The sequence below is a fragment of the Fictibacillus enclensis genome (assembly GCF_030123385.1).
Taxonomy (GTDB): Bacteria; Bacillota; Bacilli; order Bacillales; family Fictibacillaceae; genus Fictibacillus_C; species Fictibacillus_C enclensis.
In genome coordinates this window covers 2639723-2658016 of sequence record NZ_CP126109.1, presented here as the reverse complement: position 1 = coordinate 2658016, position 18294 = coordinate 2639723, and the positions used below count along the sequence as shown (strand labels likewise).

Below are 18294 nucleotides of genomic sequence, written 5' to 3'. Positions count from 1 at the left end.
AATCCATAAATTCGCAAAAAAGTGAAGATGTCCGGGACTTACTTCATTGGTTTAGCTTGTTAAACTAGATGTAAGCGATTACAATCCATTCAGAAAAAATGTAAAAGGGGGGAAGAACGAGCGTCCATTACAGTCCATAGATTTCATTGATAGGGAGGAATGGCAAGTGGGAGTAAAACAGCTGCTTTTTACCTGCACATTGGCAGGTCTGTTTGCATGTGGCACCGGTCAGGCGGTATATGCAGAGAATCAGGAAAATCCTGAATGGAACAATAATCCTGAAACCTTTCAGGTCAACCGGGAGCCAGCACATGCAACACTCATGCCCTACAAGAATGTTCAATCAGCTTTAAAAGGAGAGCGTTCAAAGTCATCGTATTATCAGTCATTAAATGGCAAGTGGGATTTTCACTGGTCAAAAAATCCGGCAGAGCGTCCAGAAGATTTTTATAAAGAAGACTACAATATTAAAGACTGGGACAAGATTGATGTTCCTTCCAACTGGCAGCTAAAAGGCTATGATTATCCGATCTATACGAATATCACCTACCCGTGGACCGGCTACGAAAAACCAAATCCTCCTTCTGCCCCGACAATATATAATCCTGTAGGCTCCTACAAACGCAGTTTTACAGTGCCGAACAATTGGAACGGGCAGCCCGTCCATATTTCATTCCAAGGGGTTGAATCCGCGTTTTATGTCTGGGTGAATGGTAAAAAGGTTGGATACAGTGAAGATAGCTATACACCGGCTGCGTTTGATATTACAAAATACTTGAAGCCGGGCAAAAATTCCATCGCAGTAGAAGTCTACCGCTGGTCCGACGGCAGTTGGCTGGAAGATCAGGATTTTATCCGTTTAAGCGGTATCTTCCGTGATGTTTATCTTTTTTCTACACCAAATGTTCACGTGAACGATTTCAAGGTGGAAACAGATCTGGATGAGAACTATAAAAATGCCACGTTAAAGGTCAAAGCCAGAATGAAAAATTCAACAGAAAAAGCGGCAAATAATCAAACCATTGAAGCGATGCTTTACGATAACAAGGACAAACCGGTATTAAAAACACCGGCAAAAACAAACATTTCTGCTGAAGGGAATTCAGAAGCAGCAGTTTCAATTCAACAGCCTGTAAAAAATCCAAAAAAGTGGTCCGCAGAAGATCCCAATCTTTACACTCTGGTGTTAAGTTTGAAAGATTCCAAAGGCAAATTGATTGAAACCGAAAGCACAAAGGTCGGCTTCAGGGAATTTGGACTGAAAGACGGACAGATGCTGATTAACGGAAAACCGATTGTTTTTAAAGGCGTAAACCGCCATGAAGCAGATCCGGAAAGAGGCCGTGCGATAACGGAAGAACGAATGATCCAGGATATTAAATTGATGAAGAAGCACAACATCAATGCGGTACGCACCTCCCATTATCCGAATCAGGAGCGTTGGTATGAACTTGCTGACAAATACGGTCTTTACCTCATTGACGAAACGAATCTCGAATCACATGGAGCCAATAATGTTTTGCCAAAGAGTGACCCAAGGTGGCTTCCGGCATCATTGGACCGTATCAAAAGCATGGTTGAACGGGACAAAAACCATCCTTCCATCCTCATCTGGTCCCTTGGCAATGAAGCAGGAACAGGTGATACGTTCAAGAAGATGGCAGAATGGGCCCACATGGCGGACCCTACACGAATCATCCATTATGAAGGAGATAACCGATGGACAGACGTCGAAAGCCATATGTATGCAAGTGTCGAAAGTGTAGAAGAGTGGGGGAAATCGGGCATCAAACGCCCTTATATTCTCTGCGAGTATGCACATGCCATGGGGAACAGTGTAGGAAACCTGTATCAATATTGGGACGTGATTGACAAATATCCGAATCTCCAGGGCGGATTTATCTGGGATTGGGTGGATCAGCCATTAAAATGGCCCACACCTGAAGGAAGCAAGGAGAAATGGTATTTTGCCTACGGCGGTGACTGGGGCGATAATCCGAATGATGGAAACTTTATGGCCAATGGACTTGTATCACCTGACCGTACGGTTCAACCAGAGTTGACCGAGGTCAGAAAAGTCTACCAGAATATTGATATTAAAGAAGAAGACCTGGCCAAGAAAAAAATAAAAATCAAGAATGAAAATCTCTTTACGAACCTCAGCCAATATAACGCGAAATGGACGCTGAAGGAAGACGGAAAGGTAGTCGAGAAAGGTAACTTCGGCAAACTTAACATTAAACCGGAACAAACTAAAATAGTGACCGTCCCTTATCATAGGCCTGACTTGAAACCAGGGAAGGAATACTGGCTCAATGTTCAGTTCACCTTGAAAAAAGATACTTCATGGGCAAGAAAGGGATATGCGGTAGCGACACAGCAATTCAAGCTGCCGTTTGAAGCTCCTGCAGCTCCGGCATTAAACATGAAGAAGATGAGCGATATCAACGTGAAGAATCAAGGTCAAAACGTAAAAGTAACCGGAAAGGATTTCAAGATCAATTTTAATAAATCCGAGGTCACGATTACATCCTTTAAATTTCATAACAAAGAGCTCTTCACTTCAGGCCCGATGCCGAACTTCTGGCGAGCCCCGAATGACAATGACAAAGGAAACGGTATGCCGGAACGTACAGGAACCTGGCGGCATGCAGGAAGAGATATGGACGTTCAGAAAGTGGACATGAAGAAAGTGGGCTCGAAAGCGGTTGAACTGCGCGTACTGGCGACACTGCCTTCAACCACAGAATCTCATTACAAAGTAACGTTCACGGTATACGGCAGCGGCGACGTTATAGTTAAAAGCACAGTTGTACCCGGCGAGGGATTGCCGGAAATTCCTGCCGTAGGAATGGAATTGAAACTCCCTAAAGATTTTAAAAAGATCAGCTGGTACGGCCGCGGTCCTATCGAAAATTACTGGGACCGAAATACCGGTGCTGACGTAGGTGTTTACAAGGATTTAGTTGACCGACAGTTCTTCCCGTATGTGGAACCGCAGGAAACAGGTAACAAAACGGATGTACGGTGGGCCGCCTTTACGCGCCCGGATGGAACTGGATTAATGGCAGCAGGTTTGCCGTTGATTGAATTTTCCGCTCTGCGTTATTCAGAGGATGATATTGAATCGGCCAAACATCCATATGAACTGACAAAACTTGATGATGTGGTGGTCAGCCTGAATTATAAGCAGATGGGTGTCGGAGGAGACAATAGCTGGGGAGCAAGAACACATCCGGAGTTTACCTTATATGCTAACAAGCCGTATTCCTACAGCTATCGCCTCAAACCATTTACTGCTGACGAGTCCCCGATGAAGCTCAGCAAAAAATCTGTGGCTACAGAAATCGTTAAAAATGTAACCGTCGATGGGAAGCCGCTTGAAGGGTTTAATTCGGATGTCAACAGCTATGAAATGCAAATTTTCAAAGGTGCTGCTGACCGGATCCCTGTTGTTGCCGCAGAAGCTGCTGATAAAAACATTAAACTTCATATTGAGCAGGCAAAAGACCTGCCTGGACAAGCGGTTCTCACAGCGGTATCGAACGATGGGCTCATCAAGGAAAAATACGTGGTCAAATTTAATGTGGTGTCGGAACAATTTCTTTCGGATCTCGAATGGAAAAGTGCCACTACCGGATGGGCGACTATCCAGAGGGACAAGAGCATCGATTCCAATCCATTAAAACTTCAGGGTCCAAATGGGGTTGTCACCTACAGTAAGGGAATCGGAACCCATGCCAACTCGGAGATCGTATATGATATTGCAGATAAAGGATACCAATCATTTGAGTCATGGGTCGGTGTGGATAAAGAAGTAGGAAGCAATGGAAGCATTTCATTTGAGGTTCAGGTAGACGGCGAAACCAAATTCGAAAGTGGAAAAATGACAGGAAACTCCGAAGCCAAGTTTGTGAACATTGATCTTTTCGGCAAAAAAGAACTGAAGCTGATCGTCACGGATACCGGTGACGGAAATTCCTGGGATCATGCAGACTGGGCGGACGCCAAATTTAAGTAATGGACAAAAATAAGAATAATTTAACCGGTACAGCTAGGGTCAGCTGTGCCGGTTTTTCATGTACACTATAGAAAAAGGATGTAAGGGGAAAATGATGAAGTTTTACAGATGAGGTAGTAAGGATCATAAAAACTATTCCAACAGGCAAGGTAATGACGTACGGCCAGATTGCAAAGCTCGCTGGCAGTCCCAGGGCAGCAAGACAGGTCGTCCGGGTTCTTCATTCCATGAGCAAAAAACATCAGCTCCCGTGGCACCGTGTCATCAATGCGAAGGGCGAGATTGGGTTCAAGGATGAAGAGATGTATGCGGTCCAAAAACTGTCTTTGGAGAGTGAAGGGATTGCAGTGAGTCCTGAGGGTAAAATTAATTTGACTGTTTACCAGTATTGGCCAGAATGTTAAAAAGGATGTACACCCCATACCGGAATGTACATCCTTTTTGATTAATTATGTGCGTTTCTTTTTATATTTTTCAATCACATGCCGCATGCCTTCTTCGAGCAAATCGTTGGCCGGACGGTCAAGTCTGGCAGCCAGGGACTTAATTTCTTTGTAGAGGGACTGGCTGAGTGTGGTGTTTACATTTTTTCGGTCATCATTTTTTGGCCGGATCCTGCTTTGGTACATGATATCCTCCTGAAAGAAATTTTTTCAATACTGATTCTGCCCGAAAAGAAGGTGGCGCCCCCTCCCATATCGGCGATCCGGTCTGGTGTCAGGGTATTGACCAGCTGTTTGGTTCCAGGCAGGTCTGCCCATAGCCCCATCGTTACCGCTACGCCTGGCAAAACATTTTCTCCAACTGCAGCATGAAGCTGACATTCCCCACGGTCGTTCCAGATACGGATCAAGTCTCCATTTTCTACGCCCAATTCAACGGCATCACGGGCATTCAGATGGACTTTCGGCTCTTTTTCCAGCTGGATATGCTTATCATTATTACTAAAGGTTGAATTTAAAAAGTTGTGATTCGGCCCCGGCACAAACAGAAAGGGATGATCTCCGTCTTCCGGCAGCGGAATATAAGTCGGAAGCGGAGGGTGGCCGTCGCGTTCCATCTGTTTGGAATACAATTCAATTTTACCGCTTGGGGTGGAAAGCTTTCGCGAGAACAGCGGGATATTCTTGGATTTAACAAACTTGCTTTTTTTTAGTGTCCGCAGGCTAATATCCTCCACGTAAGGATTGGCCGGGTGTTCAAAAGCTTGTTCGATCATTTCTTCGTCTGAATCTTTAAATGCTTGATCATCAAACCCCATGGCTTCAGCAAGGAGACGAAACACGTCGGGATTTGACTTGCTTTCTCCATACGGCATTATGACCGGCTCTTGCAAATGAGCGTGTTTATGCCAGTAGGAGGTGTAAAAATCGGTATTTTCAAATGAAGAGGTGGCAGGCAGCACAATGTCTGCATAGGCAGCGGTTTCGGTCAGAAAGAGATCGTGAACCACTGTAAAGAGATCCTCCCGCTCGAATCCTTTTCTTACCTTATTTCCTTCAGGTGCCACAACCACCGGATTGCTGTTATACACATACAATGACGAGATGCGCGGTTCCGCTTCCAGAAGCGCACTGCCGATTTGATTCATGTTAATGATCCGGGTATTTTTGTTCTTCAAAAGGTCCGGACGCTGCACAGCAGCTGTATTATGGGACAGATAGCTGGAATTGGATTTAATGGCACCGCCGCCCTTTTTCAGCCATTGCCCGGTTACGGCGGGCAGGCAGGCAATGGTGCGTACAGCCATTCCGCCGTTGTCATGATGCTGCAGGCCATTTCCGATCCGGATGAACGAAGGAGAGACCGTTCCATACTCAAGTGCGAGCTTTTTCAGATCATCTGCAGAAACGCCTGTAATGGCAGCTACAGTATGCAGGTCATATTGCTTAACATGTTCGATCAATTCTTCATAACCTGTGGAAAACTCTTTTAAGAAATCCATATCGGCCATGTTGTTTTCAAAAAGAAAGTTCATGATGCCAAGGGCCAGCGCACTGTCTGTTCCAGGAAGGATCGGAATAAACCAGTCAGCAAGAATACCCGTCCGGTTTTTGTGAACATCAATCACGATAATTTTTGCTCCGTTTTTCCTTGCTTTTTGGGCGAGTGCCACCTGATGCATATTCGTGCTGACGGCATTGATTCCCCAAAAAATAAACAGCTTGGCATGGGCGGTGTCCATAGGGTCAATGCCGAAACCACCGCCCATTGTGTAACGGTAACCAACCGATCCGGCTACAGAACAAATGGTTTGATCAAGCCGGCTCGCACCAAGCCGATGGAAAAAACGCCGGTCCATCCCCTCGGCACTTAAAATCCCCATGTTTCCATAAAAGCTGTAGGGGAGAATGCTCTCAGGCCCTTCGAAAGCTACAAGCTCTTTCCATTTGGACGTAATCGTATCAACCGCCTCATCCCAGCTGACCGGTTCAAATTCCAGGCTTCCTTTCGGGCCAATTCTCTTAAGTGGAGTTGTCAGCCGCTTCGGATCATACAGCCTCTCAGGCATATTCCTTACTTTATTGCAGATATTGCCCTGTGTGACAGGATGGTCCGGATCTCCTTGTACTTTTATGATTTTTCCGTCTTTTTTATGAAGAAGCAGACCACATTGGTCGGGACAGTCAAGTGGGCATACAGAAGGAAAAATACCATTTTCCTTTGTCGTATATGTGCTCATTGGTTACTCCTTTCGAAGCTCATAGTTGCCTTTGTAAGTTGATATTCTCTATATTATCAATGAATTTGAACAAAATGAAAAGGATTCTTTAGAAAAAAGCATACATAAACGAAAAGCAGAATTTTAACGCAAACGACATCTTTTTGTAAAATTTGTAATCTATTCCAGTGGATGATGCATATGATTTATTGTTTGGCAACAAACAGCAAATCTTATGTAAGGAAGGGAATCCATGAAAAAATTTGTCGTGCTTTTGTTAACGTTTAGCTTTCTTCTGTTCTTTGCCCACCCGGCCAAGGCAGCAGCCGCCAGCCAATTCATTATCATCAATAAATCGAAAAATGAATTGGCGTACTATGAAAATACCCGGCTCAAAAGTGTATTTAAAGTGGCAACCGGAAGACAAAAATCTTACACACCGGAAGGAAAGTTCAAAGTTGTAAACAAAATTGTAAACCGGCCCTATTACAGTGGCCACATTCCAGGGGGAGATCCCAGAAATCCACTCGGAAACCGGTGGCTCGGATTGAACGCCAGGGGAACATGGGGCACCACTTATGCCATCCATGGAAACAACAATGCTAAGTCAATTGGCACCTATGCAAGTGCAGGCTGCATCCGTATGTACAATAATGAGGTGCAATGGCTGTTTACGAGAGTAAAAGTGAATACACCTGTAGTCATTGTGAGCTCAAGCAAATCGTATGATTCCATCGCATCAGCCTATGGCTTGAAAGGAAAGGGGTCATCACTGCCGGCCTATTCCACCGGCACCTTAAAAAAGGGAAGCAAGGGCGAGGCAGTGAAGGAATTGCAAAAGCTCTTAACACAAAAGGGCTACAGCACCAAAGGAATCGATGGCATCTTCGGCAAAAATACAGATTCTGCGGTTCGCAAGTTCCAGAAGGTGAAGAAGCTGAAGGTGGATGGCCTTGTAGGTCCGGCGACCAAGAAAGCGCTTGGTATGCTGTGAGGAATGAGAATTATAATTTGGATCTCATAAAAGCCAAGAGACTTAAAAAAGTATTTCCATTTCATATAAAATATGGTAAAGTTAAACTAATCTGTTTGAAAGAAAGGAACTTCAGTGACCTGTATGCCAACATATAATCTGTAATGGAAACAACTGGATCGCTTCTCAACCGTAAAAAACATTTCGTTTTTGACCACGGGAGAAGTCTGTCTACATCCCATTACAGAGGAAGTACAGCGAACTGCAGTCCGTTAACTTTTTACCGATGCGTTCTTCGCTCTCCTTGCTAAAGGGGGAGCTTTTTTGCGTCCTGTAAGACTTTCAAATAGAAGTTGTATTCCCTCGCTACTATTTCGAGGTGAAGTAAATGCAAACAGAGGAATACTCTTTAGTGCTTCGTAAAAAACAGGAAGCCGATACAGTGAAAAAGCAATGCAAAATGTGCGGGAAAGTAACGATTTTTACAGATACAACGATTCAAAGACATAACGCGAACGGTAAAAATATCTATCAGTTTGCCATCTATAAATGTCCGAAGAATCATTCGTGGAACAAGAAGCTAGATATCTATAAATCGTTTTCTGAACATGTTGACCCAGCCAATCTTGTCGCAACAGAATTAATCCAGCATGGTGAGAAAATTTCTCTTTTTATATCAACTGAAACATCCTGTGAAATTAACATATCTTCAGTTGAAGGCAGCTTCCGTTTAGACCGTACACTTGCAGACTATATTGAAGATTGGAGTCGAACTGAAATCGTTCAAAAGATTAAAAACGGCGAGATTCTTCTAAACAATCGTGTAACAAAACCAAGCCAAAAGCTGTCTTTTCTTGATAAAATTTTAATAGTTGTAAAATAAGTAAATGACTTCTAAAGCCAAGAGACTTAAAAAAGTCTCTTGGTTTTAGATATTGATAAAACAGGGAAATCAAAAGAATATAGCATCTCCACCTTCTTAGTGGGGAAAAACGAATTAAAAAGGCCAAATGTGTTTCAAACATGCGAAAAAATTGGTAGCCTCCAGGCTTCACATCACTGGGAAGTTCGCAGGCATTTTTATAGAAGAAATACTGATCCTTTTATGACTTTCTTGTCTTCACATTCTCCTGAAACATTGATGCTGTTCTCGGTTTGGTTGATGTGGAGCGTTATTTGATTCCCTGCAAAAACTGGAGCTGAAAAGCTGAAATTATAGTCTGTTATAGCATCGCAGGGTGAAAGAACTTCATTGGAAAGCACGCCGAGTACTTTGGAAATGGTTAACATCCCGTGAGCGACTTTATCAGTAAACCCATGCTGTTTTGCTGCATCGATATCCAGATGAATGGGATTATTATCTCCTGAAATGACAGCATATTGTTCAACATCCTTTTCAGTTATTTGAAAGGTGAGTACGCTCATGATATCCCCCCGCTACCAAATCAGATATACCTTCAAAGCAAAGTAGTCCATTTCCGTCGTAAAGGTAGAGAGTTTGTTGGATAAAAAAATGGTGATGGCGTTCATATTGATCTGTAACTTTTATCACTGCACGATAACGTTCTTCAATAAACATCCTTTGATGCAGAACGCATTTCTGTTTTCGATGGATAACAGGGTCTTGCAGATTCCATGGAATTTCAATCCACTGATAGGCTATGTTTGGCATAGCCGGGGGCAGAGGTATTGTTTTAAATCCATATTCTTTAGCCTTATCGATACTCTGGTAGATTGGGTTTCGGTCCCCCGTCAGCTGAACAAACTCTTGAACCTTTTCGTGACTGAACGTAATTTCATGGTCTTTTGTCTTCATGTTACCACCTCTAATAGTATAGCCACGCCGATACCTCCGCCACTCCCGATCGCTGCCAGTACATAGTTAACATTTTTTCTTCTTTGAACTTCATGGAAAAGCCGGGTCATCATAATACTGCCGGATGCACCATAAGGGTGTCCGAGAGATAATGCTCCGCCTAGAACATTTAATTTTTCATAAGGAATGGTCAGTTCCTTTGAGCAAGCGACGATTTTGGAGGCAAAAGCTTCATTGATTTCAATTAAATCGATATCTGAAATGGTTAACTTGTTTCTCTGTAATAAAGATCTAATCGCAGGGATTGGTGCTGCACCGGGGTACTTTGGATGAACACCAGCCACCTCACTATCCATAAATCGTAAAACAGGCTGCAACCCGTTCTTTTTTGCTGTGTTTTCTTCCATAATAAGGACAGCAGCCGCTCCGTCATGGATCCCGCAGCTGTTAGCGGCAGTAACCGTACCGTCCTTTTTAAATAGAGGCTTCGCCCTCTGTACGAGAAGCTCCATCTTTCTTTTTTTGAGAAACTGTTCGTCCAGGCGGAATGTGCCGACCGGAATGATCTCTTGATCCAAATATCCTTTATCAAAAGATTCCCAGCTTCTTTTATAACTCAATAGCGCATATTCATCTTGAACTTCTTTTGAAATATCGTATTTTTCAGCCACGTTTTCTGCGGCAACACCCATATCGGGATCACCAATGTGATCAGGGGCGAATCTGGCTCTGGCAGAGTAGGTGGAGGTGCTGGAGCTTTCTGCACCACCTGCAATGTAACACTGGCCAGCACCTCCTTGGATCAGGTACGAAGCCAGTCGAATGGCTTCCAGTCCCGCACTGCATTGGCGGTCAATGGTGAGACCGGTAAGTGAGAGGGGAAGTCCAGCTTCTAATGCGGAAACCCTGGCTACATTTCCACCCGGCCCGACGACATTTCCCAAAATAAGATCATCGATTTTTTCCTCGACCCCAGCCACTGTATATTTTAGAACGGGAGCCGTAAGCTCATGTATGGGAATGTCCTTAAAGATTCCACCTGCTTTTCCGATCGGAGTCCGAATAGCTCTTACAATAACCGCTCTTTTAATGATGGCTCACCTGACTTTCAATCTGTTTCACAAGGTCTGCGCGAGCGATCTTTCCGCTGGTTGTATAGGGCATTTCATTTAGAAAGAACCATTTTCTCGGAATCTTGTAAGAGGACAAGTGCTTTTTGCAAAACCTCTTTAACTGCATTTCTGTCAGATTATTTTTTCCTTTAATTACAGCTGCAGTCACCTGGCCCCAATAAGAATCGGATAAACCAATGATTGCTACTTCTTCAACATTCGGATGAACGGAAATAACCTTTTCAATTTCCTCAGGAAAAATATTGATTCCACCATATAAAATCATGTTTTGTTCACGACCTGTGATGTATAAAAAACCATCCTCGTCAATATAGCCCATATCATGGACTGTAGCCCATCCCTCATCATCCTTAATAGTTTGAATGACTCCTTCTTGATCAAAGTACCCGGCTATCATATAATTGCTTCTGACGTATATTTTCCCGGTGGAATATGGTTTTACAATTTCCTGATCCTCATCACGCACTTGGACTTCGACTCCGTAACAAGGTTTTCCTACTGTTCGATCCTTCTGCATTCCTTCTTTTTCGGAAAGCACTGAAATAAAGCTCAGTTCACTGGCTCCATAAAATTCATACAGAGACAGTTCAGGAAACCTTTGCCTGATTTGAATTTTGGATTTTTCATTCCATTTGGCTCCGGATGAGATGACTTTTAGCGGTTTATTGATAGAAATCGTTTCTTTCAATAATCCTTCAATCATCGTTGGAACGACATAGACGGCTGTAATGGGAAAGGTGTTTGTCCATGATAAAACCTTTGCAGTGGAGAACTTTTCTAATAAATAAACTGTCCCGCCCAAGTATAGTGTGCTTACAGCCCCATACAGAAAATGAGAATGGATTAAGGCGCCAGGAATAAGTACATGATCGGTTTTATTTAATTCAAAATCAATGCGATTGCAATCAAAACTGGCGCCCCACGAGTCCTGAGAGCGAATAAAGGCTTTGGGGCTTCCGGTGGTTCCGGATGTAAAACCAATATAAAACGGAAGGTCATCTTCTGGCTCCCATTCAAAGGAGGTGCTACATTGAGAGATTTTGTGTAAGCAATCTTGCAGCACCGTCACATTTGGTATCTGATGTTTTATTTTTGAGTATATCTCTCGTGTGGTTACAATGAGAGAAGGGTTTGAAAGATGAATTCGTTGTTTTAGTTCGGTTAGATTCCATTTTAAATCATAAGGAACAGCAATCCAGCCGGCCTTGCAAGCTCCGAGGAACATTTGTAAAAAAGGGATGTCATTTGGCAGCAGGATGCCGATGGTTTTGGTTTCTGAGGGAAGGGCATGCAGCCAGTGGGCCGTCTGATTAATTAACACGTTCCATTTTTTATAACTGATTTGTTGGTTAGTGGTATGAATTGCCGTTTGGTCGGGGGATAATCTTGCGAAAGAGTCATAGGTTTCTGTAATGAATCGCACAATGCACTGTCCTTTCAAAAAAGAGACACAATACATGTCTCTGGTAGTTAACTATTTTTAGAAGCATGATGGATATAACTTGTTGCCAATGAGCGGGAGAAAAAAGGGTTTTTTCTAATTTTGTAGACTAAAAGCGACGCAAGGACTGCTTTTATTACGTCCCCAGGTATATAAACGAGGCTTAACTTTACAGCAGCCAAAACCGGTATATCCATCATGAAGGCTTGAACGGGAATTCCAATGGCATAGATGAGCAGAATTCCAACTGTTAAATTAATGAAAATAATATGTTGTACTTTTAATGGCTGTAAACGGGATAATAGATATCCGATACAAAAGGCAGTAATCGGATATGAAATTAAATAACCTGCACTTGGCCCTGCAAATACACTTAAGCCCCCTCTGCCTCCAGAAAGAAGTGGCAGCCCGGCAGCGACAATCACCAGGAAGAGAATTTGACTGGTTGCTCCTAATCTTGCACCGAGTAAACCTCCTGCAAGAATAACACCAAATGTCTGGAGTGTAATAGGGACTGGTGTAAAAGAAAGCATAATTGGCGGAACCAGCCCGAGTACTGCCATAACTGCTGCAAATAATGCTACATAAGTAATTTCAATCACTTTCATCTGGTTTTCTCCTTATGTTCATTTTATTATAACAACTTTATGGTAAGGGATTCTTATTTCTAATGTCAACTTAATATTTATTAAGGTTAACATATAAAGCGAATTATACTGTATGACCGTTATTCTTTAAAAGAAACGGTTGCCCTATCTTTGAAAGAAATGAGATAATTCTAAAATAAATTGAGAAGAGAGGTGGCGCGTGCCATGCAAAAATGGATCAAAGAAGTAGGACGGGGAAAAAGAGGAGCGAAAGACCTTTCCTATGAGGAAGCACTCGAAGCTGCAAAGTGTATTACTTCAGGTGAAGCCACTGAAGCACAAATGGCCGCTTTTTTAATGGCGGAACGGATAAAAACCGAGAGTCCGGATGAGCTGCTGGCTTTCATTCATGAATTCAGGAGACATACTCAGCGGCTTGAGCAGCCCCGAGCCGAAAGAGGTATATTGGATTGCGGAGGTCCGTATAACGGCCGCAACTCGTTTGCTGCTACGATACCCGTCAATATATTACTATCACAGCAGGGTCTTTCTGTATTTTTGCATGCCAGCGAATCGCTTCCTCCCAAAAACGGGACTTCGCTAAAAACGATACTGGAAAAGCTTTCGGTTCCTGTTGCACAGACGAAAGGTGAAGTTCAAGCAACGCTCGAAGCTGTAAATATCGGTTTTGCATGGACGGACAAGCTGTGCCCTCCTCTGGCTGACTTACGAAAAATCCGTGAGGAAATGGGCGTTAGGACCATCATGAATACCGTGGAAAAGCTCTTGGATATGTCCGGGGCGAATTCCATCATTCTCGGTGTTTTTCACCGAACAGCGGTGAATAAGATTGTTCCGAGTCTTCAACAATTAAACTATGAAAGAGCGTATATCGTCCAAGGGGTGGAAGGGTCAGAGGATCTGCCTGTTCATCGAAGCAGTTTTATTTATAACATCGGCACGGAATCAAGCGAGTCCATCATTATTGACCCGTCTGATTACGGTTTGAAACATGAAAAAGAACTTAACAAAGAAGTGCTGAGTGCAGATGAACAAGCAGGTTTGATGACACAACTCCTGGCAGGAGAGCAATCGGATGCTTTGTTGCCATACCGGAACCAAGTGGTACTGAACGCAGGGCTGCGTTTCTTTTTGTTGGGCCATACACCTACCATTGAAAAAGGCACCCAACTGGCCGACCGCCTGCTAAATGAGAAAAAAGGGGAAGAACAGCTTACCCTGTGGCGAGGGGTTTTACAGGGTTCTATCGGTTCCTGAGGAATTTCTAAGCCTTAAGTCGTAGCAAATTTCAGTCTCAGGTTCAGTTACAAGACTTCATAACTTGTATATGATAAGAGTATACTAAGTATGAAAGTTAAGGGGAGTTTCGAAACATATGGAAAATAAGGGATTACGTATTTTAATTCATGCGAGCACCTGGTTTGCGCCGATTGTGGTGCCGCTTATCATTTACTTGCTCATTGCCGACCGCGAAGTGAAAAGCCTGGCTCTTCAAGCCCTGATCTTTCACTTTGTGATTGGAATATTAATCGGTATATCTGCGTTCCTGTCATGGGTGCTCATTGGTATTCCATTCCTGATCATCTTCGGACTGATGGCTATTATTGCACCAATAATTGGTATCGTCCGGGCATTGAACGATCGTCATTTTCAGTATCCGATTGTAGGATCCTGGGTCAATTAATAAAGGTTAAAAAGTATTTTTCCCAAAAAGGAAAGATGCTTTTTTTTATGCCATTGGTCGTTCTTCCATATGCCTAATGAGAATGGTTGTATCATTATAAGAATAGGAGGTTGGAAGGGTTTTCTATGGGAAGTATTGTAAAGAGTTACATTTCTATAGTAATATGACAGCGATTTGGAGGGGGATTAAAGGGTACTGTTAGGCAAAAATGCATAGTAATCATCATCTTTTGGCACCTCTTATTCCAAATCAAAATAAAAGAGGAGGTAAAGCAATGGCCAGATTGATCAGGCTTCCCGTTTCTGCTGTTCTCTTGATATTTTTGATCACTGGGATAGCTGCACCTGCAGCAAATGCACAAGCAAACGATAAAGGAGGAGCGTATTGGATCAGTAACGACCAGACTGAAAAAGCGGAACAGCAACTGAAAAAAGGAAAATCGCTTGAAAAATACCGCGAGAAGCAGATGCAACAAAAGAGCGACGAAGGACAAAAAAGCTTGAATGAAATCCAAACTGAAGACAGGAATGCAAGTACTTCATATGAATCACCAATGGGTCCACCGGTATTTACAGCACTTGGCTGGGAACCCCCACCCTTCAACTATGATCATATCAACACGGTTGAGGAGTGCCGGCGGAGCCCTGACAGCGGATCAAGTACAGGCTATATTAAAAATCGCTATTCGTTCTGCTGGTCCCATGTGGCCACGTATCAGGTGCCGCGGTCATGCCGTTTTGGTATTTGCTCCTATGATGGGGTACAAATCCAGTTTACCGAGATTGGATTCGGTTCCAATCAAAGCCGAAAGATGAGGATTTATTACAGCATTGACGATATCTTTGTGACCAACCCTTCACTGAACGGAGCCAAATTAAAAATTGATTTTGAATGCGAAGCGAAGATAAATCCGGGAGACTGTAAGCCTGATCCGGATACACCGCCAGTCGAACGTACCATTGCGCAATGGAAAAATGTCAACTATGGTTTGAAAACCTTTCTTTCTGATGCTCCATCCCCAAGCGACATCAATCCCGATCAGGTGGGTTATATGGATTTCTCTCCCAAGCTCACCATCAAACACCCACCCAAGAAATTTACGAAAACAATAGAAGGAATCAAACAGCGCGTCCGCTTTGATTCTGCAAAATATATGTTTGCCTTCCCGGATCAGCATTTTTGGCAGGGAGCGATTTTCAGCCGGGCAGATCCCATCCTGAATGTTCCGATTACAGATCAGGCATTCGCTCCTCTGAAAGAAGCGGGAGAACATTGGAAATTCGCCATGGATCATCCCGAGGAGACAAAGCCGTATGTGCTGGGCAAGAAAATACCAGGTGCCGTTGGGAAAATGCCGCTTACTCGCATGTATACGAAAAGACATCCGGATGAATATGCAAAAAACAGAAACAAAACCCGCGCTGTCTGCAATAAGGAATTTAAGGATGAAGACCGGACCGGAAAGGAATGCGATGAGTTTCCATTCGCGTCGACGTGGGAAGGTTCAGCTATGAACGGACAGGATTGGTTCTCTGTCCGCCTGATTTCTAAGGAATCCAATAACGCGGCAGGAAGATGGCTTGGTGCCTGGTATGCCTATGACCGCATCCTGGACAGGGATGCGTTTAACGTGCAAGTAAAAGCACCGGTCAAAGTGGCGACCATCTCGTCTTATGGAACCCCCAAACCCGGACAGGACCATCGATCCAGCGATAACTTTGAGATTGGTGATATCCCTGCATATGCTAACAAGCTCGAATGGAGGATTACTTCAGGGCCAGCCGGCGCCAAATTCGATGTGATGCATGATGACAGTTTTGGCATCGATGAAACCATATTTTATGATTTAACCAATAAAGCAAAATCAGATATTAAAAAAATGAAAGACCTTTACATCGCCAATCCGGAAAATACAGATGGCCAGGAATTTACGGTTGAAATTTACGCCATTCCGTAAACATATCATTAAGATGAAACCATGTCTCATATTCATTGGGGCCATGGTTTTAATTTGTTGTGGAGTTTCCACCATTACCTACATAAGATATCCTACAAAATCAAGGAGGCGTTTGACATGAGTGCGACTGTGGGATCGATTGATATTAAAAAAATCCATCAAAGCTCAGTATTAAATTTTGGTGATGCCAAAGTGATTCAGCCTAAACGAAGCGAGAAATCGTATACCGGCTCAGGATTTGGCAACACCGGAAATAATATTGCTACCCAGACGTATTACAGTGAAACACGGACATTTGATAATGATCAGGTTGATGACAATGGCAATATCAATGATTAATAGCGAAATAAAAGAGGATTTATTGTAGACTAAAAGAGTGAATAGTATAAATATTGATCCAGGAATGAGGTGCCACTATCGTTCTACATCTAAAAATCACAGTTTCTGATGTCTTAAACAGAGAAATGTTTGAAAAAGCCATTGTGATTGCCGGAGAAAATGGATTAAACCGGCTGATTAAATGGGTTCATGTGATGGAAGTGACACAGATTGGCAATCTCTTGAATGGAAATGAATTGATTCTGTCAACAGGAATGGCATGGAAAAATGATGAAGCTGCCTTTTTGTCATTGGTGCAAGAACTGATCGAACATAATGTTTCGGGATTATGTATTGAACTGGGGACTCATTTGAAGGAAGTACCGGCTAAAGTGATGGACCTGGCTGACAAACATGGATTTCCGATCATCGTATTTCAGGAAGAAGTACGCTTTATCGACATTACACAAGATCTTCACACCTACCTGATTCAGCAGCATTTTCAAATGATTTCAGAACTCGAAGCCTTTTCTCAAGAACTGAACAGGCTTTTGCTTGGCTCTGACCCCCAAGCCTTGATTTTGAATCATCTCCATGAAACGGTGAAATCACAGGTGATCTTTAAGTGCAGCCAGCAAAAAGAATTGTGCGTTCCTGTTCTTCAGGAACAAGAGAAAAATGAGTTGCTTCACAGGATTAAATCAAACAAGGAGGAAGTCAAGCAGATCAGGCAGCCGATACAGGCGCTCGACCACCAGCTGGCCGAGCTGATTCTTTTCTCCGAAAATCGACCCTTTACAGAGCTTGATGTTCTTCTTGCTGACCGAACGGCCACCGCGCTGGCCAACCAGCTGCTGCGTGAAATGTATGCGGCAGAAAAAAGGAGGGCAGAAGAGAACAGCTGGATGCAGGAATGGCTGGAAGGAAGGCACCGCGAAGACGAGATTGAAAAACATCTTTCTTTGCTGGGGATGAGAAGCAAACATGAGGGAGCCACGGTATTTTGTGTGGAGCTGCAGCACTGGGAAGCCGGGCTTTCGGAAAATCAGTACCCCTACATACAAATTATTGTTCGTTCTGCGTTTGAGCCACTTGGATTTTATATTCTTCCTTATTCCAAAAGGGAACAGCTTATTTTCATCATGATCAACCTTAAAGAAAAACCAACGATGAAAGAAAGGCTCCTTCAGGGCATGGAACAAGCCAGACAGAATCAAAAACTGCCTGCTGTTCACATGGCTGCGGGGAAACTCATCGGGCAGCTGAGTGGCATGGATAAAAGCTATAAAACGGCCCAGAAGGCACTGCGCCTGCAAACAAAGCTGGCGGATGGGAAAATTAGTCCGTTATATGATGAGCTTCATATGTACAGGCTCATTTCGATGATCCGGGAAAGAGAGGAGCTCCATGATTTTGTAAAAGATTATTTACAGCCCGTCATTGATCATGATGCCAAGTATCAAACCCGACTGCTAAAAACACTTAAAATTTATCTCATGTGCAACGGTTCGAAACAGGAAACGGCAGGTCACCTTTTCATTGTCCGACAGACCCTTTATCATCGATTAAAGCAGCTGGAAGATTTGCTTGGAAGCGACCTTATGCAGCCTGGCAAGAGGCAGGCCCTTGAATTTGCGGCGATGGCCCATGAATATTTGGAACTGGAGTAGAAGACCGGCGA

At 43.4% G+C, this 18294-nt stretch carries 15 protein-coding genes and 1 pseudogene; 9 read left to right on the top strand and 7 right to left on the bottom strand.

Annotation, left to right across the window (positions count from 1 at the left end):
* Positions 1-166 precede the first annotated feature (166 nt).
* Both lacZ and QNH15_RS13900 read left to right on the top strand, forming a co-directional pair.
* Positions 167-4021, top strand: coding sequence for a beta-galactosidase, LacZ type (gene lacZ, locus QNH15_RS13905; protein WP_283889000.1), 3855 nt, complete (start codon positions 167-169; stop codon positions 4019-4021).
* A gap of 98 nt (positions 4022-4119) precedes the next feature.
* A pseudogene (locus QNH15_RS13900) lies at positions 4120-4425 on the top strand (MGMT family protein); the annotation flags it as partial.
* A gap of 45 nt (positions 4426-4470) precedes the next feature.
* Here QNH15_RS13900 and QNH15_RS13895 read toward each other — a convergent pair.
* Positions 4471-4650, bottom strand: a complete 180-nt coding sequence (locus tag QNH15_RS13895) for a hypothetical protein (RefSeq protein ID WP_061970472.1) — start codon at positions 4648-4650, stop codon at positions 4471-4473.
* Positions 4602-6704: a molybdopterin oxidoreductase family protein gene (locus tag QNH15_RS13890; protein ID WP_283888999.1), complete on the bottom strand. Its 2103-nt coding sequence runs from the start codon at positions 6702-6704 to the stop codon at positions 4602-4604. The genes QNH15_RS13895 and QNH15_RS13890 overlap by 49 nt, the downstream gene beginning before the upstream one ends.
* 232 nt (positions 6705-6936) lie before the next feature.
* On the opposite strand from QNH15_RS13890, the gene QNH15_RS13885 reads away from it, so the two are divergent.
* A complete protein-coding gene (locus QNH15_RS13885; RefSeq protein WP_283888998.1) occupies positions 6937-7677 on the top strand; it encodes a L,D-transpeptidase family protein in 741 nt (246 codons plus the stop codon).
* Between the two features lie 367 nt (positions 7678-8044).
* On the top strand, positions 8045-8539 hold the full coding sequence (locus QNH15_RS13880) for a cytoplasmic protein (RefSeq protein ID WP_283888997.1): 495 nt from the start codon (positions 8045-8047) through the stop codon (positions 8537-8539).
* A gap of 197 nt (positions 8540-8736) precedes the next feature.
* Here QNH15_RS13880 and QNH15_RS13875 read toward each other — a convergent pair whose 3' ends face one another.
* Genes QNH15_RS13875 through QNH15_RS13855 form a run of 5 tightly spaced genes read right to left on the bottom strand, consistent with a single transcriptional unit; the run spans position 8737 to position 12654 of the window.
* The gene (locus QNH15_RS13875) at positions 8737-9081 is read right to left on the bottom strand and encodes a MaoC/PaaZ C-terminal domain-containing protein (protein ID WP_283888996.1); all 345 of its coding nucleotides are present in this window, start codon (positions 9079-9081) and stop codon (positions 8737-8739) included.
* On the bottom strand, positions 9053-9472 hold the full coding sequence (locus QNH15_RS13870; protein WP_283888995.1) for a MaoC family dehydratase: 420 nt from the start codon (positions 9470-9472) through the stop codon (positions 9053-9055). The genes QNH15_RS13875 and QNH15_RS13870 overlap by 29 nt, the downstream gene beginning before the upstream one ends.
* Positions 9469-10563 carry an acetyl-CoA C-acyltransferase gene (locus tag QNH15_RS13865; protein WP_283895570.1) on the bottom strand — a complete coding sequence of 365 codons (1095 nt, stop codon included), beginning with the start codon at positions 10561-10563 and terminating at the stop codon, positions 9469-9471. The genes QNH15_RS13870 and QNH15_RS13865 overlap by 4 nt, the downstream gene beginning before the upstream one ends.
* Positions 10559-12028, bottom strand: a complete 1470-nt coding sequence (locus tag QNH15_RS13860; protein ID WP_283888994.1) for an AMP-binding protein — start codon at positions 12026-12028, stop codon at positions 10559-10561. Before QNH15_RS13860 ends, QNH15_RS13865 begins: the two co-directional genes overlap by 5 nt.
* A gap of 47 nt (positions 12029-12075) precedes the next feature.
* Positions 12076-12654 carry a biotin transporter BioY gene (locus QNH15_RS13855; RefSeq protein WP_283888993.1) on the bottom strand — a complete coding sequence of 193 codons (579 nt, stop codon included), beginning with the start codon at positions 12652-12654 and terminating at the stop codon, positions 12076-12078.
* Between the two features lie 204 nt (positions 12655-12858).
* On the opposite strand from QNH15_RS13855, the gene QNH15_RS13850 reads away from it, so the two are divergent.
* The 5 genes from QNH15_RS13850 (at position 12859) to QNH15_RS13830 (ending at position 18283) form a co-directional block, all read left to right on the top strand.
* The gene (locus tag QNH15_RS13850) at positions 12859-13911 is read left to right on the top strand and encodes an anthranilate phosphoribosyltransferase (protein ID WP_283888992.1); all 1053 of its coding nucleotides are present in this window, start codon (positions 12859-12861) and stop codon (positions 13909-13911) included.
* Positions 13912-14029: 118 nt separating this feature from the next.
* Positions 14030-14338, top strand: coding sequence for a DUF4870 domain-containing protein (locus QNH15_RS13845; RefSeq protein ID WP_283888991.1), 309 nt, complete (start codon positions 14030-14032; stop codon positions 14336-14338).
* Between the two features lie 274 nt (positions 14339-14612).
* Positions 14613-16295, top strand: a complete 1683-nt coding sequence (locus QNH15_RS13840) for a NucA/NucB deoxyribonuclease domain-containing protein (RefSeq protein ID WP_283888990.1) — start codon at positions 14613-14615, stop codon at positions 16293-16295.
* Positions 16296-16412: 117 nt separating this feature from the next.
* On the top strand, positions 16413-16634 hold the full coding sequence (locus tag QNH15_RS13835) for a spore germination protein (RefSeq protein ID WP_283888989.1): 222 nt from the start codon (positions 16413-16415) through the stop codon (positions 16632-16634).
* Between the two features lie 77 nt (positions 16635-16711).
* Positions 16712-18283: a PucR family transcriptional regulator gene (locus tag QNH15_RS13830; protein WP_347343382.1), complete on the top strand. Its 1572-nt coding sequence runs from the start codon at positions 16712-16714 to the stop codon at positions 18281-18283.
* Positions 18284-18294: the final 11 nt, after the last annotated feature.

Bases quoted from the DNA above. Each gene is read 5' to 3' on its own strand.
- QNH15_RS13855 (WP_283888993.1), bottom strand. From the start codon at position 12,654: ATGAAAGTGATTGAAATTACTTATGTAGCATTATTTGCAGCAGTTATG.
- QNH15_RS13875 (WP_283888996.1), bottom strand. From the start codon at position 9,081: ATGAGCGTACTCACCTTTCAAATAACTGAAAAGGATGTTGAACAATAT.
- QNH15_RS13850 (WP_283888992.1), top strand. From the start codon at position 12,859: ATGCAAAAATGGATCAAAGAAGTAGGACGGGGAAAAAGAGGAGCGAAA.
- QNH15_RS13895 (WP_061970472.1), bottom strand. From the start codon at position 4,650: ATGTACCAAAGCAGGATCCGGCCAAAAAATGATGACCGAAAAAATGTA.
- QNH15_RS13845 (WP_283888991.1), top strand. From the start codon at position 14,030: ATGGAAAATAAGGGATTACGTATTTTAATTCATGCGAGCACCTGGTTT.
- QNH15_RS13890 (WP_283888999.1), bottom strand. From the start codon at position 6,704: ATGAGCACATATACGACAAAGGAAAATGGTATTTTTCCTTCTGTATGC.
- QNH15_RS13835 (WP_283888989.1), top strand. From the start codon at position 16,413: ATGAGTGCGACTGTGGGATCGATTGATATTAAAAAAATCCATCAAAGC.
- QNH15_RS13885 (WP_283888998.1), top strand. From the start codon at position 6,937: ATGAAAAAATTTGTCGTGCTTTTGTTAACGTTTAGCTTTCTTCTGTTC.
- QNH15_RS13870 (WP_283888995.1), bottom strand. From the start codon at position 9,472: ATGAAGACAAAAGACCATGAAATTACGTTCAGTCACGAAAAGGTTCAA.
- QNH15_RS13880 (WP_283888997.1), top strand. From the start codon at position 8,045: ATGCAAACAGAGGAATACTCTTTAGTGCTTCGTAAAAAACAGGAAGCC.
- QNH15_RS13840 (WP_283888990.1), top strand. From the start codon at position 14,613: ATGGCCAGATTGATCAGGCTTCCCGTTTCTGCTGTTCTCTTGATATTT.